10 protein-coding genes, 1 tRNA gene, 4 rRNA genes and 1 other RNA gene are annotated in these 22,722 nt (G+C 39.3%); 15 read left to right on the top strand and 1 reads right to left on the bottom strand.

The window, feature by feature from the left end:
* Positions 1 to 47 precede the first annotated feature (47 nt).
* Positions 48 to 935 (bottom strand): glutamate biosynthesis transcriptional regulator GltC, encoded by an 888-nt coding sequence (gene gltC / locus PYW31_RS11875; protein ID WP_046836856.1) that lies wholly within the window; start codon positions 933 to 935, stop codon positions 48 to 50.
* A 140-nt stretch (positions 936 to 1,075) separates the two neighbouring features.
* Here gltC and gltB point away from each other — a divergent pair, with 140 nt between their 5' ends.
* From gltB to PYW31_RS11800, 15 genes are all read left to right on the top strand, one after another.
* Positions 1,076 to 5,575 (top strand): glutamate synthase large subunit, encoded by a 4,500-nt coding sequence (gene gltB, locus PYW31_RS11870; RefSeq protein ID WP_046836855.1) that lies wholly within the window; start codon positions 1,076 to 1,078, stop codon positions 5,573 to 5,575.
* Between the two features lie 20 nt (positions 5,576 to 5,595).
* Positions 5,596 to 7,059: a glutamate synthase subunit beta gene (locus PYW31_RS11865; protein ID WP_046836854.1), complete on the top strand. Its 1,464-nt coding sequence runs from the start codon at positions 5,596 to 5,598 to the stop codon at positions 7,057 to 7,059.
* Between the two features lie 60 nt (positions 7,060 to 7,119).
* Positions 7,120 to 7,212, top strand: a tRNA-Ser gene (locus tag PYW31_RS11860).
* 259 nt (positions 7,213 to 7,471) lie between these two features.
* Positions 7,472 to 8,899 (top strand): PTS system trehalose-specific EIIBC component, encoded by a 1,428-nt coding sequence (treP, locus tag PYW31_RS11855; protein ID WP_046836853.1) that lies wholly within the window; start codon positions 7,472 to 7,474, stop codon positions 8,897 to 8,899.
* 87 nt (positions 8,900 to 8,986) lie between these two features.
* Positions 8,987 to 10,621, top strand: coding sequence for an alpha,alpha-phosphotrehalase (gene treC / locus PYW31_RS11850; RefSeq protein WP_046836852.1), 1,635 nt, complete (start codon positions 8,987 to 8,989; stop codon positions 10,619 to 10,621).
* Between the two features lie 24 nt (positions 10,622 to 10,645).
* Positions 10,646 to 11,371: a trehalose operon repressor gene (gene treR / locus PYW31_RS11845; protein ID WP_046836851.1), complete on the top strand. Its 726-nt coding sequence runs from the start codon at positions 10,646 to 10,648 to the stop codon at positions 11,369 to 11,371.
* A gap of 109 nt (positions 11,372 to 11,480) precedes the next feature.
* Positions 11,481 to 11,750: signal recognition particle sRNA large type (ffs, locus tag PYW31_RS11840), an RNA gene on the top strand.
* A gap of 194 nt (positions 11,751 to 11,944) precedes the next feature.
* On the top strand, positions 11,945 to 12,475 hold the full coding sequence (locus PYW31_RS11835) for a GNAT family N-acetyltransferase (protein WP_046836850.1): 531 nt from the start codon (positions 11,945 to 11,947) through the stop codon (positions 12,473 to 12,475).
* Positions 12,476 to 12,533: 58 nt separating this feature from the next.
* Positions 12,534 to 14,252 carry a DNA polymerase III subunit gamma/tau gene (dnaX, locus tag PYW31_RS11830; RefSeq protein WP_046836849.1) on the top strand — a complete coding sequence of 573 codons (1,719 nt, stop codon included), beginning with the start codon at positions 12,534 to 12,536 and terminating at the stop codon, positions 14,250 to 14,252.
* Positions 14,253 to 14,338: 86 nt separating this feature from the next.
* Positions 14,339 to 14,656, top strand: a complete 318-nt coding sequence (locus tag PYW31_RS11825) for a YbaB/EbfC family nucleoid-associated protein (protein WP_046836848.1) — start codon at positions 14,339 to 14,341, stop codon at positions 14,654 to 14,656.
* A gap of 4 nt (positions 14,657 to 14,660) precedes the next feature.
* The gene (recR, locus tag PYW31_RS11820) at positions 14,661 to 15,257 is read left to right on the top strand and encodes a recombination mediator RecR (protein WP_046836847.1); all 597 of its coding nucleotides are present in this window, start codon (positions 14,661 to 14,663) and stop codon (positions 15,255 to 15,257) included.
* 536 nt (positions 15,258 to 15,793) lie between these two features.
* A 16S ribosomal RNA gene (locus PYW31_RS11815) occupies positions 15,794 to 17,346 on the top strand.
* A gap of 285 nt (positions 17,347 to 17,631) precedes the next feature.
* Positions 17,632 to 20,553: ribosomal RNA gene (locus PYW31_RS11810) — 23S ribosomal RNA — on the top strand.
* Between the two features lie 82 nt (positions 20,554 to 20,635).
* Positions 20,636 to 20,750, top strand: a 5S ribosomal RNA gene (gene rrf, locus PYW31_RS11805).
* A 247-nt stretch (positions 20,751 to 20,997) separates the two neighbouring features.
* Positions 20,998 to 22,550: ribosomal RNA gene (locus tag PYW31_RS11800) — 16S ribosomal RNA — on the top strand.
* The 16S, 23S and 5S rRNA genes sit together here, the layout of an rRNA operon.
* Positions 22,551 to 22,722 lie beyond the last annotated feature (172 nt).

Below are 22,722 nucleotides of genomic sequence, written 5' to 3'. Positions count from 1 at the left end.
ATATAACGAATTCAAAGATTTATATGTTTATTGGTTTTAATAATAAATTAATGATAAGTTGCACTTCGACTAAGTAATTGATCGATAGTTGCATTCATTAGCTGTATATCATGTTTTTTATTATCTTTACGAGTGACACTGCAAATAGTACGTTTGAGTTCTGTATGTTCTAGTGAAATATCTACCCATTTTCCAGGGTTTTTATCTAATAAATGATAAGAAGCGGTGATAATATAGGCGCGTTGATGATTTAATAAATATTGAGCTAATTGAGGATGGGTGACTGTACGAATTGGCGATTCAATCACTTTACCTAATATCTGTTTCATGCTCTGAGGTAAAGCATAAAGTTCATAAATCAATGTATTTGAAAATTGTGCTAATGGCGGATTGGTAGCCATTGTGATAGGGTCATCTTTTGGTGCGTAAATATGATAATTTTCTTCAAATAATGGATTTACTTTTAATGTGTGATTTTGTTTAATTTCATGTGATAATTCTGTAAAGGCAATATCGATTTGATCAGTAAGTAATGCGTTTAAAATTTCGCTTTCCTCCATTAGAATAGGTTCGACTATAGAATCACTTTCGTTTTCAAATGATTGAATGAGTAAGGTGAGAACTTGAGAGATATAGCTTTCAACATAGCCAATATGAATTACAAAATGATTAGACTCTGATTGGTTGTGGAATAAACGAATTGTTTCATCTAATTGTTCGATGATTTTAGTAGCTTCTGAAAATAATTGTTTTCCTTCCTCGGTAAGATAAATGTTTCTTCCTTCGCGTTTGAATAAAGTAACTTGTAATTCTTTTTCCAATTGTGTGATTTGGCGACTGATTGCAGATTGTGCAATATCCAATTCAAGCGCTGCTTCAGATAAATGTTCTCTCTTGGCAACTTCTATAAAATACTTTAATTGTTTAATTTCCAATGATTCATCCTCCTAACATTGCAACTGTTCTAATAATTAGAATGATATCATCTATTTTATATATTGAACAGATTAATTAACTGCTATATAGTTTACTTACTTATTTAATATTCAGAATTTTCTTAAAAGAGGTGAACATCATGCTCGAATATAATAAAAAATTGGGCTTATATGATAGTCGTGAAGAACATGATGCATGTGGTATTGGATTTTATGCCAATATGGATAATCAAAGAAATCATGATATAGTTGAAAAATCATTAGAAATGTTACGTAGATTAGATCACCGTGGTGGTATTGGCGCAGACGGTATTACCGGTGATGGTGCAGGTATTATGACTGAAGTACCTTATGCTTATTTTGCTGAACAAACTGATTGGGATTTACCAGAAGAAGGGCAATATGCAGTTGGAATGTTTTTTACAAATGAGAAAATTGCGGGTTCTCAACATGAAGCTCAATTTAATGCGCATTTTGAAGTTGAAGGATTAACTGTTATTGGTTATAGAGATGTGCCAGTAGACGTCAATGCAATTGCTGCACATGTTGCTGAAACAATGCCTCATATTCAACAAGTATTCGTTGCATTAAACGATGTTTCACATATAGAACGCAAGTTATTTTTAGCGCGTAAACAAATAGAAAACTACGCAAATCAACAACATTTAGATTTATATTTTACAAGTTTATCTAATAGAACGATTGTTTATAAAGGATGGTTACGTTCTGATCAAATCAAAGCATTATATAAAGATTTGAATCATGAAACATATGTATCTAAATTAGGACTTGTACATTCTCGTTTTAGTACAAATACGTTCCCAAGTTGGAAACGTGCGCATCCCAATAGGCTGTTAATGCACAATGGTGAAATCAATACCATTAAAGGTAATGTGAATTGGATGAGAGCACGTCAAGCAGAACTTATTGAAACTATTTTTGGTGATGATAAAGATAAAGTAAAAGAGGTTGTCGATGAAGACGGAAGTGATTCTGCAATTGTTGATAATGCTTTGGAATTTTTATCTTTAGCGATGGAACCAGAAAGAGCAGCTATGTTAATGATTCCTGAACCATGGTTATATAATAAAGCGAATGATGCGAATGTCCGTGCATTTTATGAATTCTATAGTTATCTTATGGAACCTTGGGATGGTCCAACAATGATTTCGTTCTGTAATGGAGACAAAATAGGGGCATTAACTGACAGAAATGGTTTAAGACCAGGACGTTATACGATTACTAATGATAATTATATAGTTTTTTCATCTGAGGTCGGCGTCATTGATGTGCCAGAGGAAAATGTGGCCTATAAAGGACAATTGAATCCTGGTAAATTATTATTGGTTGATTTTAAAGAAAATAAAGTCATTGAAAATAATGAATTGAAAGCACGTATTGCAGATGAACTTCCATATGAAAGTTGGTTAAAACAATTTACAGTTGATTTGGACTTAGATCATGTTACTTATCAACCGTCGCAATGGGATAAATCTACACTTGAGCGTTTGCAAAAACAATTTGTCTATACTAGAGAAGAAATGGACAAATATATGACAGAGTTGGTAGAAAGTAAGAAAGATCCAATTGGTGCCATGGGTTATGATGTGCCCGTAGCAGCCTTGAATGAAAAAGATGAAACACTATTCAATTACTTCAAACAATTATTTGCGCAAGTAACTAATCCGCCTATCGACGCGTATCGTGAGAAGATTGTTACGAGTGAATTGACTTATCTTGGTAGTGAAGGTAATTTATTAAATCCAAACGAAGATGTATTGAATAGAATTCAACTGAAACGTCCTGTCATCACTGAAGGGCAACTAGATGCTATTGAAAATAGTAGATTTAGTGTGAAGCATCTTTCAACATTATATAAAGATGATTTAGAAGTTGCATTAGAAGCATTGGGTGATCAAGCGATTCGTGCTGTAAAAGAAGGAAATGAAATATTGGTGCTAAATGATCGTATGTTAGCTACTGAAGAGGGCTATGCAATGCCTATTTTACTTGCAGTGAGTCATATTCATCAGTTGTTAATTAGAGAAGATTTACGTATGCGTACGAGTATTGTCGCTTTATCAGGTGAAACGAGAGAAGTGCATCATGTGGCGTGTTTACTAGGATATGGCGCGAATGCCGTAGTACCTTATTTAGCACAACGTACGATTGAACAATTAGTGTTAGAAGGGCGTATAGATGGGGATGTTTATGAAAATGTTCAAACCTATACAGATACATTATCAGAGGGCGTCATTAAAGTCATGGCTAAAATGGGTATCTCTACTGTGCAAAGTTATCAAGGGGCACAAATATTTGAAGCAATTGGTCTTTCGGATGAAGTTGTAGAAAAATATTTCACAGGTACACAGTCAAAATTGTCAGGTATATCTATAGATATGATTGATAAAGAGAATAAAGGAAGACAAACACCTAAAAGTGAATATTTAGAATCAGGTAGTACATTCCAATGGCGTCAACAAGGTCAACATCATACCTTTAACCCAACATCGATTCATTTGTTACAGCATGCTTGTCGTGCGAATGACTATGCAAAATTCAAGCAATTTTCAACAGAAGTAAATCATAAACGTACGGATCACATTCGACACCTCATGGAGTTTAAGAAACGTGAAGCGATTGATATCAGTGAAGTTGAACCAGCGAGTGCAATTGTTCAACGATTTAATACAGGTGCAATGAGTTACGGTTCTATTTCTGAAGAAGCGCATCAGACACTTGCAGAAGCTATGAATAGAATGGGTGGCAAGAGTAATAGCGGTGAAGGTGGTGAAAACCCTGAACGTTTTACTATCGACGAAGAAGGGCGTAATCATTCAAGTGCGATTAAACAGGTAGCATCAGGACGTTTTGGTGTAACAAGTGATTACTTGCAACATGCAAAAGAAATTCAAATTAAAGTTGCACAAGGCGCTAAACCGGGTGAAGGTGGACAACTACCGGGCACGAAAGTGTATCCATGGATTGCAGAAGTAAGGGGCTCTACGCCAGGTATTGGATTGATTTCGCCGCCGCCACATCATGATATTTATTCTATTGAAGATTTAGCTCAATTAATCCATGATTTAAAAAATGCTAACAAAGATGCAAACATTACGGTGAAGCTTGTTTCTAAAACAGGTGTCGGTACGATTGCAGCTGGAGTCGCTAAAGCATATGCAGATAAGATTGTTATCAGTGGTTATGATGGCGGAACAGGTGCTTCACCGAAAACAAGTATTCAACATGCAGGAGTACCTTGGGAAATTGGTTTGGCTGAAACGCATCAAACATTAATGTTAAACGATTTGAGATCAAGAGTTAAAGTTGAAACTGATGGTAAATTACTTACAGGTAAAGACGTTGCCTATGCTTGTGCTTTAGGAGCTGAAGAATTTGGGTTTGCGACTGCTCCATTAGTTGTTTTAGGTTGTATCATGATGCGTGTTTGTCATAAAGATACTTGCCCAGTAGGTATTGCGACACAAAACCAAGACCTACGTGCATTATATAGAGGTAGAGCAGATCATGTTGTTAACTTTATGCACTTTGTTGCAGAAGAACTTAGAGAAATATTAGCTGAATTAGGATTGAAATCTGTTGATGAATTAATAGGTAGAACGGACTTATTGCAACGTACAACAAACTTGGCTTCGCGTCGTCCGAAAGCCGCTTCAATGGATATCGAAGCATTATTATATCAACATGAAGGTGACCGCTTCAAAAAAATTGAACAAAATCATCATTTAGATATTGGTTTTGACCTTACAGAATTTTATCCTGAAGCGCAATCTGCTATTGAACAAGGTAAGTCATTCAAAGGTGAATACCGTTTAAATAATGAACAACGAGATGTAGGCGTAATTACAGGTAGTGCCATTACGCGTGTACACGGTCGAGATGGTTTACCTGAAGATACAATTTATGCTAAGACGATTGGTCATGCTGGACAAAGTTTGGCAGCATATACACCAAGTGGATTAACAATTCATCATACAGGAGATGCAAATGACTACGTTGGTAAAGGTTTGTCTGGTGGTAAAGTTATTGTAAATGCGCCAAATGAACAACGTGAACGTGAAATTATTGCTGGTAATGTTTGTTTCTATGGAGCTTCACATGGTAAAGCATTTATTAATGGTAAAGCAGGTGAACGTTTCTGTATCCGTAATAGTGGTGTCCACGCAGTAGTTGAAGGCATTGGAGATCATGGGCTTGAATATATGACTGGAGGTCGTATCGTTGTACTAGGCGATGTAGGTAAAAACTTTGGCCAAGGTATGAGTGGTGGCGTAAGTTATATCTTCCCTTCAGACATTGCACAATTTAAAGAAGAAAATAGTCTTGATACATTGGATTTTGATGCGATTACAGTTGATGAAGAACGTGCTGTACTCAAAGAAATGTTAGAAGAACATGTGAAATATACAGACAGCACAAAAGCTAAAGCGATATTAGCAGATTTTGAAAATGTGGCTAATAAAGTCGTAAAAGTTATACCAAAAGATTACAAACTTATGATGCAAAAAATAGATTTACAAAAACGTGAGTCAAGCGAATTAGATGAAGCATTATTAAATGCCTTTAATGATAAGCGTACGCACATAGAACCAGAACAACAACTGACTGCTGTATATTAAACATAGAGGGGGGATTTGTCATGGGCGAATTCAAAGGATTTATGAATTATGACAAACAACAACTACATGAATTATCATTAGTTGAACGCCTAAATAACCATGAGGCGTTCCAACAAAGATTTACTAATGACGAAGCAGCGCAACAAGGCGCGCGTTGTATGGATTGTGGCACACCATTTTGCCAAACAGGTGAACCATTTGGTAGAGAAACAATAGGTTGTCCTATAGGGAATTATATTCCAGAATGGAACGAGCTTGTATATAGACAAGATTTTAAAACGGCATATGAACGTTTGAGCGAAACAAACAACTTCCCTGAATTTACGGGGCGCGTTTGTCCAGCGCCTTGTGAACAATCATGTGTAATGAAAATCAATCGAGAATCTGTTGCTATCAAAGGGATTGAGAGAACAATTATAGATGAAGCTTATGAAAATGGCTGGGTTCAACCTACGATTCCTAGTGAGCGTAAAGCTGAATCAGTAGCCATCGTAGGAAGCGGTCCAGCTGGTTTAACTGCTGCAGAGGAATTGAATAAATTGGGGTATAATGTGACGGTATATGAACGTGCGCATGAACCAGGTGGGCTATTAATGTATGGTATTCCTAATATGAAACTAGATAATGATGTCGTACGTCGTCGAATCAGTATAATGGAACAATCCGGTATAGTATTTGTAACGGATACAGAAATTGGTGTCGATATAAGCCATGAAGAACTAGATGAAAAACACGATGCGATTATCTTATGTACAGGTTCACAAAATGCGAGAGATTTACCATTAGAAGGACGTATGGGGTTTGGTATTCATTTTGCGATGGATTATCTAACGGAACAAGGGCAACTTTTAAATGGTGAAATCAGTGAGCCAACAATTTCAGCAGAAGGTAAAAATGTTATTGTTATTGGTGCTGGTGATACAGGTGCTGACTGTGTAGCGACGGCACTTCGAGAAAATTGTAAATCTATTGTTCAATTTAATAAATATACAAAACAGCCAGAAGAAATTGAATTTGATGAGAATACGTATTGGCCGCTTGCTATGCCAGTATTTAAAATGGATTATGCACATAAAGAATATAAATCACGTTTCGGTTTTGAGCCACGTGCTTATGGCGTACAAACGATGCGTTACGATGTAGATCATATCGGTAATGTTAAGGGTGTTTATACGCAAATTCTTGAAGAGACAGATGAAGGCATGGTTGTGGTTGATGGTACTGAGCGTCATTGGCCAGCTGATTTAGTGCTATTATCTATCGGTTTTATTGGTACTGAAACGACAGTTCCGCATGCTTTTAATATTCAAACTGAACGTAATAAAATTGTAGCGGACAATAAAGATTTTAGAACCAACCAGCCACACATTTTTGCAGCGGGTGACGCTAGAAGAGGGCAAAGTCTTGTTGTATGGGCGATTCAGGAAGGTAGAGCAGTTGCAGATTCTGTAGATCAATACTTGAAAGAAAAAACACTTGTTTAACATAATAAAAATTATTGACTTTTATAGCGAGCTATAATATTATAAATATTGTGTTCGTTTGGAGGAATACCCAAGTCCGGCTGAAGGGATCGGTCTTGAAAACCGACAGGGGCTTAACGGCCCGCGGGGGTTCGAATCCCTCTTCCTCCGCCATTATTTTTAAATACCAAGACTAATATAAATAGAGTAGGCAAGTATTCAATCGTGTATTGATTACTTGCCTTTTTTATTTTCTTTTTTATAGTTCGCTCTCTTTAAAAAAGAAAAATACCGAAGTTCTCGAAAAATTGGATTGCTAAAGCCTAGGTAGATAATATTAAGATTCTCTTTCTTTAATGTAAGCCTTTACAAAACTTGTATAGACAAGTTATAATTTTAATAACATTAAAAGAACAAAAGGGAGTGGGTCGTCATGGCTGTAAAAAAGAAAGATGTACAAGATATCGTCGAAGCTATTGGGGGCAAGGATAACTTAGAAACTGCAACACACTGTGTGACGAGGTTGAGGTTGGTTTTAAAAGAGGATGATAAGGTAGATAAAGAAAGACTGGCTGACAACGATTTAGTGAAAGGTCAATTTAAAGCAGATAATCAGTATCAAATTGTGATTGGTCCTGGAACGGTAGATGAAGTCTATAAGCAGTTTATAGATGAGACGGGAATGAGTGAAGCATCTAAAGATGATGCTAAAGCTGTAGCTGCTAAAAAGGGGAACCCTATTCAGAGACTCATTAAATTATTGGGAGATATCTTCATACCTATATTACCTGCAATCGTTACAGCAGGTTTGTTAATGGGTATCAATAATTTACTAACTATGGAAGGTCTTTTTGGTCCGAAACCATTAGTAGAGCAATTTCCACAGTTGGGTGATATTTCTAATATTATCAATGTAATTGCGAGTACTGCCTTTATATTCTTGCCAGCATTAATTGGTTGGAGTAGTATGCGAGTGTTCGGTGGGAGTCAAATATTGGGTTTAGTACTTGGTTTAATTCTGATGAACCCTCAATTAGTATCGCAATATGATATAGCTAAAGGGAATATTCCGACATGGAATATTTTAGGCTTGGAAATTAAGCAGCTTAATTATCAAGGACAAGTATTACCTATATTATTAGCTTCATATGTACTAGCTCAAATTGAAAAAGGTTTAAACAAATTCGTACATGATTCAATTAAGATGTTGGTCGTAGGACCAGTAGCATTACTTATTACAGGATTTTTAGCATTTATTATCATAGGGCCAATAGCCTTAGGGCTTGGTACAGGTATTACGAATGGAGTAACATTTGTATTTGAACATGCTGGATGGTTAGGCGGCGCGATTTATGGTTTACTCTATGCACCGCTCGTCATAACAGGATTACATCACATGTTCTTAGCGGTAGACTTCCAACTCATGGGCAGTCAATTAGGTGGAACCTATTTATGGCCAATACTTGCGATTTCTAACATTTGTCAAGGGTCTGCAGCTTTTGGTGCATGGTTTGTTTATAAAAAACGTAAAATGAGAAAAGAACAAGGTTTAGCAATGACTTCAGGTATTTCAGGGTTTTTAGGGGTCACAGAACCAGCGATGTTTGGTGTTAATTTACCATTGAAGTACCCGTTTATAGCCGCTATCTCGACATCATGTATCTTAGGTGCAATTATTGGTGCGAGTCGTGTACTTGGCAATGTCGGTGTTGGTGGTGTCCCAGCAATTATTTCGATTCAAAAAGAATATTGGGTAGTGTATAGCATTTGTATTTTAATTGGTATCATTGTGCCATTTCTTCTTACAATATTCTTATCACGATTTAGTAAAGAAGAAACAAAAACACTTGTGAAAGAATAAATAATATAGATAACTACAATTAAACTCGCTAAAATTAATTAGTGAGTTTCTTTATAGAAAAAACAGTGAATTAAAGGTGGTAATTGTATGGCTCAGAATGATTGGAGAAAATCAGTTGTTTATCAAATTTATCCTAAGTCTTTTAATGATACGACGGGAAATGGCGAAGGTGACTTACAAGGTATTATAGAAAAAATGGATTACTTACAATATTTAGGCGTGGATTACATTTGGCTAACGCCTGTATATGAGTCTCCGATGAATGACAACGGTTATGACATTAGCAATTATTATAAGATAAATGAAGCATTTGGAACAATTGAGGATTTAGAAACATTAGTTTTTGAAGCACATAAGCGTGGATTAAAGGTGATGTTAGATATCGTTATTAATCACACTTCTACAGAACATGAATGGTTTAAAGAGGCCTATAAAAATAAAAATAGCCCTTATAGAGATTATTATTTTTTCAGAAGGTCAGCAAATGAATGTCCACCGACCAATTGGGAATCTAAATTTGGTGGGAACGCATGGAAATATGATGCGTCGACTGATGAATATTATTTACATTTATTTGATGTAACACAAGCAGATTTGAATTGGGATAATCCTGAAGTACGTCATGCTTTATATGACGTCATCAATTATTGGATTGATTTTGGCGTAGATGGATTCCGTTTCGATGTTATTAATTTAATTTCTAAAGGTGAATTTAAAGATTCTGAAAAAATAGGTAAAGAATTTTATACTGATGGTCCTCGTGTTCATGAATATTTGCATGAGATGAATCGTCATACATTTGGAGATAAAGATATGATGACGGTAGGTGAAATGTCTTCGACTACAATAGGAGATTGCATTAAATATTCTAACGAACACCGCCAAGAGTTAAGTAGTGTATTCAACTTCCACCACTTAAAAGTAGATTATATTAATGGAGAAAAATGGACGAATGCCAAACTTGATTTTCATAAATTGAAACAGATACTTATGGAATGGCAACTTGGTATATACAATGGTAAAGGATGGAATGCAATATTTTGGTGTAATCATGATCAGCCACGTGTTGTTTCAAGGTTTGGTGACGATTCTACAGAAGAATCAAGACAACAGAGTGCTAAAATGCTAGCTACAGTGTTGCATATGTTGCAAGGTACACCTTATATATATCAAGGCGAAGAAATTGGCATGACAGATCCTCATTTCACAGATATCAACCAATATAGAGATATCGAATCATTAAATGCCTATCATAATATGAAAAATGCGGGGTATGATGAACAAGAGATACTTAAAATATTAAGTCAAAAGTCTAGAGATAATGCTAGAACGCCTGTGCAGTGGACTAGTGGAACGCAAGCTGGATTTACTTCTGGTGAATCATGGATTGATATACCAAATAATTTTGATAAAATCAATGTTGAAGCAGCTATGCAAGATGAGCAATCTATATTGCAAACATATAGAAGACTCATACAGTTACGTCACGAGTATGACATTATCACATATGGAAGTGTCGAACCATTATATATGAATCATGAAGCGTTATTTGTATATAAGCGTCATCTTAATGATGAAACATGGTTAATTATTGCGAATTTCTCAAATGAACCTGTAGACCTTCCAGCAGATATAAATTTAACTGGAGAAGTCATGATACAAAATGGTCATATTGAAAATGGTGCGATTGGAGCATATAGTGCAATTGTAGTTGCCCAATAATTAAAAGGTAGAGAGTGAGTGCGAATGGTACAGAAAAAATTTATTACGATATATGAAACGATACGTAAAGACATCCTAGAAACACGATTATCGTATGGTACTCAATTGCCATCAGAGCATGAATTAGTAGAAACGTATGAAGCTTCCCGAGAAACTGTGCGTAAAGCGCTGAATTTATTGGTTAGGGATGGTATGATACAAAAAATTCGTGGTAAAGGCTCTGTTGTAATTTATCAAGGCTTGACCGAGTTTCCTTTTGCAGATTTAAAGAGTTTTAGAGAAGTGCAACATGGCTTAGGGCTTCCATATGAAACGGAAGTTAAAGTATTAGAAAGTATCTTTGCGGGTGATGTACCTCTAGTAAAGGACATATTAAATGTTCGTCAAAGTACGAAGTTGTGGCATATTATCCGCACGAGAGTAATTAATAATAAGGTGAAAATTATAGATGAAGATTATTTCGTCGCTGATATTATTCCGAACGTGACTATTGATAAGGCAAAACAATCATTATATCAATATATTGAACAAGAATTACGGTTAGAAATTAGTTATTCTAATAAGTCTATTACTTTTGAACATTTTGGAGATTTGGAATATGAAGCATTTGGCGAGGTTACACCACCTTATACTGCAACAGTTCGTGGTATTGTACACTTAAAAGATACTACGAAATTTCAATATAATATCTCTAAGCATCTAGCTACGGAATTTAAGTTTAATGACTTTTCAAGGCGGCATAAGGTGTGAAATGTGATGGGCGATGAGTGTATTTTGAATGACTTATATAGATAAATTATAAAATCAACGATATGTAACACTTGCATTCAGGTCTGATATTATAGTATGATATATTTTGCCGTGCTAGGTGGGGAGGTAGCGGTTCCCTGTATTCGAAATCCGCTTTATGCGAGACTGAATTCCTTTGCTAAGGGTGCGTTTTTGTAAAGTCTGCCCAAAGCACGTAGTGTTTGAAGATTTCGGTCCTATGCAATATGAACCCACGAATCATGTCAGGTCCTGACGGAAGCAGCATTAAGTGGATCATCGTATGTGCCGTAGGGTTGCTGAGGTTTAGCTGTCGACTTTGGTTACGTTTATGATACGCATTCGAAGCGAAGGTGCACGGCTTTAATTTTTAAATAATGTAATAAAGACATATAAATGTGGAGTGACTTATCTTTTGATAGCAGTCACTCTTTTTTTATATTAAAATATAAGCAATACTTTACTTTGGTGTAATAAAGATATCGTTTGGAAAAACTGATGTAAAAACGAAGTAGTTAAAGCAAAGTTTAAAATGAAATGCTATAGGAGGCGCCAATGCAAATTTATTTAAGTTCTTTAACTGAAAATGATTATGACACGAGCCTACAAGCAATTAAAGCAGCGTTTGAAAACGTAATGGAGTCAAACCATGATGAACAAGACTTGGTAGTGAGGTTGAGAGAAGCGCCAGAATACAATTATGAATTAGAAGTTGTCGCGAAAAATGGCGATGGTGAAGTTGTGGGACATATAATGTTGTCTGAAATAGAGATAATTAACGATAAGCGAAGTTATATTGCTTTAGCGTTAGCACCTCTATCGGTTATACCAGAATACAGAAATATGGGTCTCGGTAAAGCGTTGATCCAAGCGGCGGAAGAACGTGTGAAAGCACAAGATTATACAACGATTATCGTGTTAGGAGATCCAGAATATTACGGCAAGTTTGATTATAAAGAAGCGGCGCAATTTGATATATATAGTCCTTTTGACGTGCCTTCGAAAAATTTCATGGTTAAATTCTTATGGGAGCAACTAGCAGACCAACCTAATGGTAAAGTGATTTATCCTGAATCTTTTAATTAATATTCAAGTATCAAGTACAATGCTATAATAATTGGTGAATGCTATTGGAGGTGCGAAAGTGAATTATCAAGCTTTATACAGAATGTTCCGACCGCAAAGTTTTGAAGATGTTGTAGGACAAGAACATGTAACTAAAACTTTACGTAATGCAATTTCAAAAAGTAAACAATCACATGCGTATATATTTAGTGGCCCAAGAGGGACGGGGAAGACGAGTATTGCAAAAGTTTTTGCAAAAGCCTTAAACTGCTTAGAGCGTACAGATGGTGAGCCCTGTAATGAATGTGAGATTTGTAAAGGAATCACGCGAGGCACAAATTCTGATGTCATTGAAATTGATGCTGCAAGTAATAATGGTGTAGACGAAATTCGTAATATTAGAGATAAAGTTAAATATGCACCGAGTGAATCGAAATATAAAGTTTATATTATTGATGAGGTACATATGTTAACGACAGGAGCCTTTAATGCTTTACTGAAAACATTAGAAGAACCTCCAGCACACGCTATATTCATATTGGCAACTACAGAACCTCATAAGATACCTCCAACGATTATATCGAGAGCACAACGATTTGATTTTAAAGCAATCAGTCAAGATGAAATCGTTGAGCGTTTAAAATTTGTTGCTGATACCCAAGAAATTAAATACGATGACGCAGCGTTAGAATTTATAGCGAAAGCTTCAGAAGGTGGTATGCGTGATGCACTTAGCATTATGGACCAAGCAATCGCCTTTGGTGATGATCATCTTACCATCCAGGATGCTTTGAATGTAACTGGGAGTGTGGATGAACGTGCACTCAATGATTTATTCAAAGAGGTTGTTTCAGGAGATGTGAAATCTGCTTTCTCTACATATCATCAATTTATTTCAGAAGGTAAAGAAGTGAACCGACTAATCAATGATATGATTTACTTTGTCAGAGATACTATTATGAATAAAACCTCTAATACAGAAGTTGAATTTGATGCCTTGCTGCACTTTGATTTAGAGATGTTATATAAAACGATTGATGTTATTAACGATACACTTGTATCTATTAGATTTAGTGTGAATCAGGGCGTGCATTTTGAAGTATTATTAGTGAAAATTGCAGAGATGATTAAAGGGCAACCACAAAATGTACAAACTGTAGCTACTACAAGCATTGCAGCAGAACCTAATAATGATGTATTACTACAAAGGATGGAACAATTAGAAAGTGAATTAAAAACACTGAAGACACAAGGTGTTACAACTGCCAATGCAGCTCAACAAACTAAACGTTCTTCAGCAAGTAGAAGCGGACAATCTAAGAATGCATTCTCTATGCAACAAATTGCCAAAGTACTAGATAAAGCTAATAAAGATGATATAAAGTTATTGAAAGATCATTGGCAAGAAGTTGTTAATCATGCTAAAGATAATGATATGAAACCTTTAGTAAGTCTTTTACAAAATTCTGAACCTGTTGCAGCGAGTGAAACACATGTACTTATCAAATTTGATGAAGAAATACATTGTGAAATTGTTAATAAAGATGATGAAAAACGAGAAAATATCGAGAATGTGGTTTGTAATATCATTGATAAAACAGTTAAAGTAGTGGGTGTTCCTGATGATCAATGGATGCGAGTCAGAACTGAATATTTACAAACTAGAAGTAATAATGAGAAAGTGGAAGGTGGAAGTGAGAATCAAGTTGCTTCTAATTCCACTGAAGAAGTTGATGTTGTACAAAAAGCTAAAGATCTTTTCGGAGAGAGTACAGTGAATGTGCTTGATGAAGAATGATACATGACAATGAATAAAAAGGCATGTATAATGAAACGAAAGATTCATTATATTCAATGATATAGAAGATTTAAGGAGGATTTATTATGCGCGGTGGCGGAAATATGCAACAAATGATGAAGCAAATGCAAAAAATGCAAAAGAAAATGGGCGAAGAACAAGAAAAGTTAAAAGAAGAGAAAGTTCAAGGTACTGCTGGTGGCGGTATGGTAACTGTAACAGTATCTGGTCATAAAGAAGTGCTTGATGTAGAAATCAAAGAAGAAGCTGTAGATCCAGATGATATCGAAATGTTACAAGATTTAGTAATAGCTGCAACTAATGAAGCAATGAACAAAGCGGATGAGCTTTCACAAGAACGCTTAGGTAAACATACTCAAGGCTTAAACATCCCTGGAATGTGATCATATGCATTATCCAGAACCAATTTCTAAACTAATTGACAGTTTCATGAAACTGCCAGGCATTGGGCCGAAAACGGCACAACGTCTGGCGTTTCATGTATTAGATATGAAAGAAGACGATGTTGTTCAATTTGCTAAATCATTAGTGGATGTCAAAAGAGAACTTACCTATTGTAGTGAGTGTGGACATATAACTGAACAAGACCCATGTTATATTTGTCAGGATAAGCAAAGAGATCGATCTGTTATTTGCGTAGTGGAAGATGATAAAGATGTTATTGCTATGGAAAAAATGCGTGAATACAAAGGATTGTATCATGTGTTGCACGGCTCTATATCACCTATGGATGGTATCGGTCCAGAAGATATCAATATACCAAGTTTGATAAATCGTTTGAAAAATGAGGAAGTCAAAGAGCTCATCTTGGCTATGAATCCGAATTTAGAAGGTGAATCAACAGCCATGTATATCTCTAGGCTAGTGAAACCTATTGGGATTACTGTAACTAGATTGGCGCAAGGGCTCTCTGTTGGTGGGGATTTAGAATACGCTGACGAAGTGACTCTATCAAAAGCGATTATGGGAAGAACCGAGATGTAGCAATGTGTTAATCGTATATTTCAAGTAGGAACAGAGCTATCTATATAGGTAGCTCTGTTCTTTTGTAAATAATATTAAAAAAATGTAAAAAACATTAAAGTATGTATATACAGCTATAAAATAAAGAGGCAATAGTCTTACTTACATTAAAACGTCATAAAAACGAACTATATATACTTCAAAATAATAAAAGTTTGTGAAATGACTATAACTCATATTGAACAGTGTGAAAAAGTGTAATTTTTAGCGTTGTTAAAAGCTTTTAATGCGTGTATAGTATTTACTTGTCGGACGAAACAAAACGACAAACGCAAACAAACTTTACAAATGATTCACTGAAAATTAATTCGAAAAAGTTATTGACTTTCATTTCGATAACATGTATAATTAATTCTTGTGACTGAAGAAATGAACATTGAAAACTGAATCGCAATATGTCAACGTTAATTCCGAACACAACATTAAATTGTTGGTTCAAACGTGTTAGAGATAACACACAAATTAGTATTTTATGAGCTAATCAAACATCATAATTATTTATGGAGAGTTTGATCCTGGCTCAGGATGAACGCTGGCGGCGTGCCTAATACATGCAAGTCGAGCGAACGGATAAGGAGCTTGCTCCTTTGAAGTTAGCGGCGGACGGGTGAGTAACACGTGGGTAACCTACCTATAAGACTGGAATAACTTCGGGAAACCGGAGCTAATGCCGGATAACATATAGAACCGCATGGTTCTATAGTGAAAGATGGTTTTGCTATCACTTATAGATGGACCCGCGCCGTATTAGCTAGTTGGTAAGGTAATGGCTTACCAAGGCGACGATACGTAGCCGACCTGAGAGGGTGATCGGCCACACTGGAACTGAGACACGGTCCAGACTCCTACGGGAGGCAGCAGTAGGGAATCTTCCGCAATGGGCGAAAGCCTGACGGAGCAACGCCGCGTGAGTGATGAAGGTTTTCGGATCGTAAAACTCTGTTATTAGGGAAGAACAAATGCGTAAGTAACTGTGCGCATCTTGACGGTACCTAATCAGAAAGCCACGGCTAACTACGTGCCAGCAGCCGCGGTAATACGTAGGTGGCAAGCGTTATCCGGAATTATTGGGCGTAAAGCGCGCGTAGGCGGTTTCTTAAGTCTGATGTGAAAGCCCACGGCTCAACCGTGGAGGGTCATTGGAAACTGGGAAACTTGAGTGCAGAAGAGGAAAGTGGAATTCCATGTGTAGCGGTGAAATGCGCAGAGATATGGAGGAACACCAGTGGCGAAGGCGACTTTCTGGTCTGTAACTGACGCTGATGTGCGAAAGCGTGGGGATCAAACAGGATTAGATACCCTGGTAGTCCACGCCGTAAACGATGAGTGCTAAGTGTTAGGGGGTTTCCGCCCCTTAGTGCTGCAGCTAACGCATTAAGCACTCCGCCTGGGGAGTACGACCGCAAGGTTGAAACTCAAAGGAATTGACGGGGACCCGCACAAGCGGTGGAGCATGTGGTTTAATTCGAAGCAACGCGAAGAACCTTACCAAATCTTGACATCCTTTGAAAACTCTAGAGATAGAGCCTTCCCCTTCGGGGGACAAAGTGACAGGTGGTGCATGGTTGTCGTCAGCTCGTGTCGTGAGATGTTGGGTTAAGTCCCGCAACGAGCGCAACCCTTAAGCTTAGTTGCCATCATTAAGTTGGGCACTCTAGGTTGACTGCCGGTGACAAACCGGAGGAAGGTGGGGATGACGTCAAATCATCATGCCCCTTATGATTTGGGCTACACACGTGCTACAATGGACAATACAAAGGGCAGCTAAACCGCGAGGTCATGCAAATCCCATAAAGTTGTTCTCAGTTCGGATTGTAGTCTGCAACTCGACTACATGAAGCTGGAATCGCTAGTAATCGTAGATCAGCATGCTACGGTGAATACGTTCCCGGGTCTTGTACACACCGCCCGTCACACCACGAGAGTTTGTAACACCCGAAGCCGGTGGAGTAACCATTTATGGAGCTAGCCGTCGAAGGTGGGACAAATGATTGGGGTGAAGTCGTAACAAGGTAGCCGTATCGGAAGGTGCGGCTGGATCACCTCCTTTCTAAGGATATATTCGGAACATCTTCTTTAGAAGATGACAGAGGGATAACATTGACATATTGTATTCAGTTTTGAATGCTCATTGGAGTATTCAGTGCATAATTTGTACATTGAAAACTAGATAAGTAAGTAAAATATATAGATTTTACCAAGAAAAACCGAGTGAATTAGAGTTTTAAATAAGCTTGAATTCAAAAAGAAATAATCGCTAGTGTTCGAAAGAACACTCACAGATTAATAACATTTTGGGTTTTTAACCGACTTCGTCGTGTTAAAAGTCAAAAAAGATTAAGTTATTAAGGGCGCACGGTGGATACCTTGGCACTAGAAGCCTATGAAGGACGTTACTAACGACGATATGCTTTGGGGAGCTGTAAGTAAGCTTTGATCCAGAGATTTCCGAATGGGGAAACCCAGCACGAGTTATGTCGTGTTATCGATATGTGAATACATAGCATATTCGAAGGCAGACGCGGAGAACTGAAACATCTTAGTACCCGCAGGAAGAGAAAGAAAAATCGATTCCCTGAGTAGCGGCGAGCGAAACGGGAAGAGCCCAAACCAACGAGCTTGCTTGTTGGGGTTGTAGGACACTCTATACGGAGTTACAAAAGAACAAATTAGACGAATCATCTGGAAAGATGAATCAAAGAAGGTAATAATCCTGTAGTCGAAAGTTTGTTCACTCTTGAGTGGATCCTGAGTACGGCGGAACACGAGAAATTCCGTCGGAATCCGGGAGGACCATCTCCCAAGGCTAAATACTCTCTAGTGACCGATAGTGAACCAGTACCGTGAGGGAAAGGTGAAAAGTACCCCGGAAGGGGAGTGAAATAGAACTTGAAACCGTGTGCTTACAAGTAGTCAGAGCCCGTTAATGGGTGATGGCGTGCCTTTTGTAGAATGAACCGGCGAGTTACGATTTGATGCAAGGTTAAGCAGTAAATGTGGAGCCGTAGCGAAAGCGAGTCTGAATAGGGCGTTGAGTATTTGGTCGTAGACCCGAAACCAGGTGATCTACCCATGACCAGGCTGAAGTTCAGGTAACACTGAATGGAGGGCCGAACCGACTTACGTTGAAAAGTGAGCGGATGAGTTGTGGGTAGCGGAGAAATTCCAATCGAACCTGGAGATAGCTGGTTCTCTCCGAAATAGCTTTAGGGCTAGCCTCAAGTGATGATTATTGGAGGTAGAGCACTGTTTGGACGAGGGGCCCTTATCGGGTTACCGAATTCAGACAAACTCCGAATGCCAATCAATTTAACTTGGGAGTCAGAACGCGGGTGATAAGGTCCGTGTTCGAGAGGGAAACAGCCCAGACCACCAGCTAAGGTCCCAAAATATATGTTAAGTGGAAAAGGATGTGGCGTTGCCCAGACAACTAGGATGTTGGCTTAGAAGCAGCCATCATTTAAAGAGTGCGTAATAGCTCACTAGTCGAGTGACACTGCGCCGAAAATGTACCGGGGCTAAACATATTACCGAAGCTGTGGATTGTCCGTAGGACAATGGTAGGAGAGCGTTCTAAGGGCGTTGAAGCATGATCGCAAGGACATGTGGAGCGCTTAGAAGTGAGAATGCCGGTGTGAGTAGCGAAAGACGGGTGAGAATCCCGTCCACCGATTGACTAAGGTTTCCAGAGGAAGGCTCGTCCGCTCTGGGTTAGTCGGGTCCTAAGCTGAGGCCGATAGGCGTAGGCGATGGATAACAGGTTGATATTCCTGTACCACCAAAATTCGTTTTGAGCGATGGGGGGACGCAGTAGGATAGGCGAAGCGTGCTGTTGGAGTGCACGTCCAAGCAATAAGACTGAGTATTAGGCAAATCCGGTACTCTTAAGGTCAAGTTGTGATGGGGAGAGGGAATTTTTTCCTCGAGTCGTTGATTTCACACTGCCAAGAAAAGCCTCTAGCTAGAATTTTGGTGCCCGTACCGCAAACCGACACAGGTAGTCAAGATGAGAATTCTAAGGTGAGCGAGCGAACTCTCGTTAAGGAACTCGGCAAAATGACCCCGTAACTTCGGGAGAAGGGGTGCTCTTTAGGGTTAACGCCCAGGAGAGCCGCAGTGAATAGGCCCAAGCGACTGTTTATCAAAAACACAGGTCTCTGCTAAACCGTAAGGTGATGTATAGGGGCTGACGCCTGCCCGGTGCTGGAAGGTTAAGAGGAGTGGTTAGCTTCGGCGAAGCTACGAATCGAAGCCCCAGTAAACGGCGGCCGTAACTATAACGGTCCTAAGGTAGCGAAATTCCTTGTCGGGTAAGTTCCGACCCGCACGAAAGGCGTAACGATTTGGGCACTGTCTCAACGAGAGACTCGGTGAAATCATAGTACCTGTGAAGATGCAGGTTACCCGCGACAGGACGGAAAGACCCCGTGGAGCTTTACTGTAGTCTGATATTGAAATTCGTCACAGCTTGTACAGGATAGGTAGGAGCCTTTGATACGTGAGCGCTAGCTTACGTGGAGGCGTTGTTGGGATACTACCCTCGCTGTGTTGGATTTCTAACCCGCACCATTTATCATGGTGGGAGACAGTGTCAGATGGGCAGTTTGACTGGGGCGGTCGCCTCCTAAAGAGTAACGGAGGCGCTCAAAGGTTTCCTCAGAATGGTTGGAAATCATTCATAGAGTGTAAAGGCATAAGGAAGCTTGACTGCGAGACTTACAAGTCGAGCAGGGTCGAAAGACGGACTTAGTGATCCGGTGGTTCCGCATGGAAGGGCCATCGCTCAACGGATAAAAGCTACCCCGGGGATAACAGGCTTATCTCCCCCAAGAGTTCACATCGACGGGGAGGTTTGGCACCTCGATGTCGGCTCATCGCATCCTGGGGCTGTAGTCGGTCCCAAGGGTTGGGCTGTTCGCCCATTAAAGCGGTACGCGAGCTGGGTTCAGAACGTCGTGAGACAGTTCGGTCCCTATCCGTCGTGGGCGTAGGAAATTTGAGAGGAGCTGTCCTTAGTACGAGAGGACCGGGATGGACATACCTCTGGTGTACCAGTTGTCGTGCCAACGGCATCGCTGGGTAGCTATGTATGGACGGGATAAGTGCTGAAAGCATCTAAGCATGAAGCCCCCCTCAAGATGAGATTTCCCAACTTCGGTTATAAGATCCCTCAAAGATGATGAGGTTAATAGGTTCGAGGTGGAAGCATAGCGATATGTGGAGCTGACGAATACTAATCGATCGAAGACTTAATCAAATATTAAACCAGTTTTGATTGGTAACTTTTTAAATTTTACTTACTATCTAGTTTTGAATGTATAATTTCATACATTTCATTGTCTGGTGACAATGGCAAAGAGGTCACACCTGTTCCCATGCCGAACACAGAAGTTAAGCTCTTTAGCGCCGATGGTAGTCGGACTTACGTTCCGCGAGAGTAGGACGTTGCCAGGCAGTCCATTTTGACCTTCGGGTCGTTTTTTTATGGAAGTTTTACCCTTATACAATTTAATTTAAAAAAGTTATTGACTTTCTAAGTCAAAACCTGTAAAATTAATTCTTGTGTTGAAGAAATGAACATTGAAAACTGAATCGCAATATGTCAACGTTAATTCCGAACACAACATTAAATTGTTGGTTCAAACGTGTTAGAGATAACACACAAATTAGTATTTTATGAGCTAATCAAACATCATAATTATTTATGGAGAGTTTGATCCTGGCTCAGGATGAACGCTGGCGGCGTGCCTAATACATGCAAGTCGAGCGAACGGATAAGGAGCTTGCTCCTTTGAAGTTAGCGGCGGACGGGTGAGTAACACGTGGGTAACCTACCTATAAGACTGGAATAACTTCGGGAAACCGGAGCTAATGCCGGATAACATATAGAACCGCATGGTTCTATAGTGAAAGATGGTTTTGCTATCACTTATAGATGGACCCGCGCCGTATTAGCTAGTTGGTAAGGTAATGGCTTACCAAGGCGACGATACGTAGCCGACCTGAGAGGGTGATCGGCCACACTGGAACTGAGACACGGTCCAGACTCCTACGGGAGGCAGCAGTAGGGAATCTTCCGCAATGGGCGAAAGCCTGACGGAGCAACGCCGCGTGAGTGATGAAGGTTTTCGGATCGTAAAACTCTGTTATTAGGGAAGAACAAATGCGTAAGTAACTGTGCGCATCTTGACGGTACCTAATCAGAAAGCCACGGCTAACTACGTGCCAGCAGCCGCGGTAATACGTAGGTGGCAAGCGTTATCCGGAATTATTGGGCGTAAAGCGCGCGTAGGCGGTTTCTTAAGTCTGATGTGAAAGCCCACGGCTCAACCGTGGAGGGTCATTGGAAACTGGGAAACTTGAGTGCAGAAGAGGAAAGTGGAATTCCATGTGTAGCGGTGAAATGCGCAGAGATATGGAGGAACACCAGTGGCGAAGGCGACTTTCTGGTCTGTAACTGACGCTGATGTGCGAAAGCGTGGGGATCAAACAGGATTAGATACCCTGGTAGTCCACGCCGTAAACGATGAGTGCTAAGTGTTAGGGGGTTTCCGCCCCTTAGTGCTGCAGCTAACGCATTAAGCACTCCGCCTGGGGAGTACGACCGCAAGGTTGAAACTCAAAGGAATTGACGGGGACCCGCACAAGCGGTGGAGCATGTGGTTTAATTCGAAGCAACGCGAAGAACCTTACCAAATCTTGACATCCTTTGAAAACTCTAGAGATAGAGCCTTCCCCTTCGGGGGACAAAGTGACAGGTGGTGCATGGTTGTCGTCAGCTCGTGTCGTGAGATGTTGGGTTAAGTCCCGCAACGAGCGCAACCCTTAAGCTTAGTTGCCATCATTAAGTTGGGCACTCTAGGTTGACTGCCGGTGACAAACCGGAGGAAGGTGGGGATGACGTCAAATCATCATGCCCCTTATGATTTGGGCTACACACGTGCTACAATGGACAATACAAAGGGCAGCTAAACCGCGAGGTCATGCAAATCCCATAAAGTTGTTCTCAGTTCGGATTGTAGTCTGCAACTCGACTACATGAAGCTGGAATCGCTAGTAATCGTAGATCAGCATGCTACGGTGAATACGTTCCCGGGTCTTGTACACACCGCCCGTCACACCACGAGAGTTTGTAACACCCGAAGCCGGTGGAGTAACCATTTATGGAGCTAGCCGTCGAAGGTGGGACAAATGATTGGGGTGAAGTCGTAACAAGGTAGCCGTATCGGAAGGTGCGGCTGGATCACCTCCTTTCTAAGGATATATTCGGAACATCTTCTTTAGAAGATGACAGAGGGATAACATTGACATATTGTATTCAGTTTTGAATGCTCATTGGAGTATTCAGTGCATAATTTGTACATTGAAAACTAGATAAGTAAGTAAAATATATAGATTTTACCAAGAAAAACCGAGTGAATTAGAG

This window comes from Staphylococcus succinus, assembly GCF_029024945.1.
Taxonomy (GTDB): Bacteria; Bacillota; Bacilli; order Staphylococcales; family Staphylococcaceae; genus Staphylococcus; species Staphylococcus succinus.
Note: the sequence above shows the minus strand (reverse complement) of the source record. Positions and strands in the feature narration are given on the sequence as shown.

Coding starts and splice junctions, on each gene's coding strand:
- treR (WP_046836851.1), top strand. CDS start 10,646: ATGGTACAGAAAAAATTTATTACGATATATGAAACGATACGTAAAGAC.
- gltB (WP_046836855.1), top strand. CDS start 1,076: ATGCTCGAATATAATAAAAAATTGGGCTTATATGATAGTCGTGAAGAA.
- treC (WP_046836852.1), top strand. CDS start 8,987: ATGGCTCAGAATGATTGGAGAAAATCAGTTGTTTATCAAATTTATCCT.
- PYW31_RS11835 (WP_046836850.1), top strand. CDS start 11,945: ATGCAAATTTATTTAAGTTCTTTAACTGAAAATGATTATGACACGAGC.
- treP (WP_046836853.1), top strand. CDS start 7,472: ATGGCTGTAAAAAAGAAAGATGTACAAGATATCGTCGAAGCTATTGGG.
- PYW31_RS11865 (WP_046836854.1), top strand. CDS start 5,596: ATGGGCGAATTCAAAGGATTTATGAATTATGACAAACAACAACTACAT.
- PYW31_RS11825 (WP_046836848.1), top strand. CDS start 14,339: ATGCGCGGTGGCGGAAATATGCAACAAATGATGAAGCAAATGCAAAAA.
- recR (WP_046836847.1), top strand. CDS start 14,661: ATGCATTATCCAGAACCAATTTCTAAACTAATTGACAGTTTCATGAAA.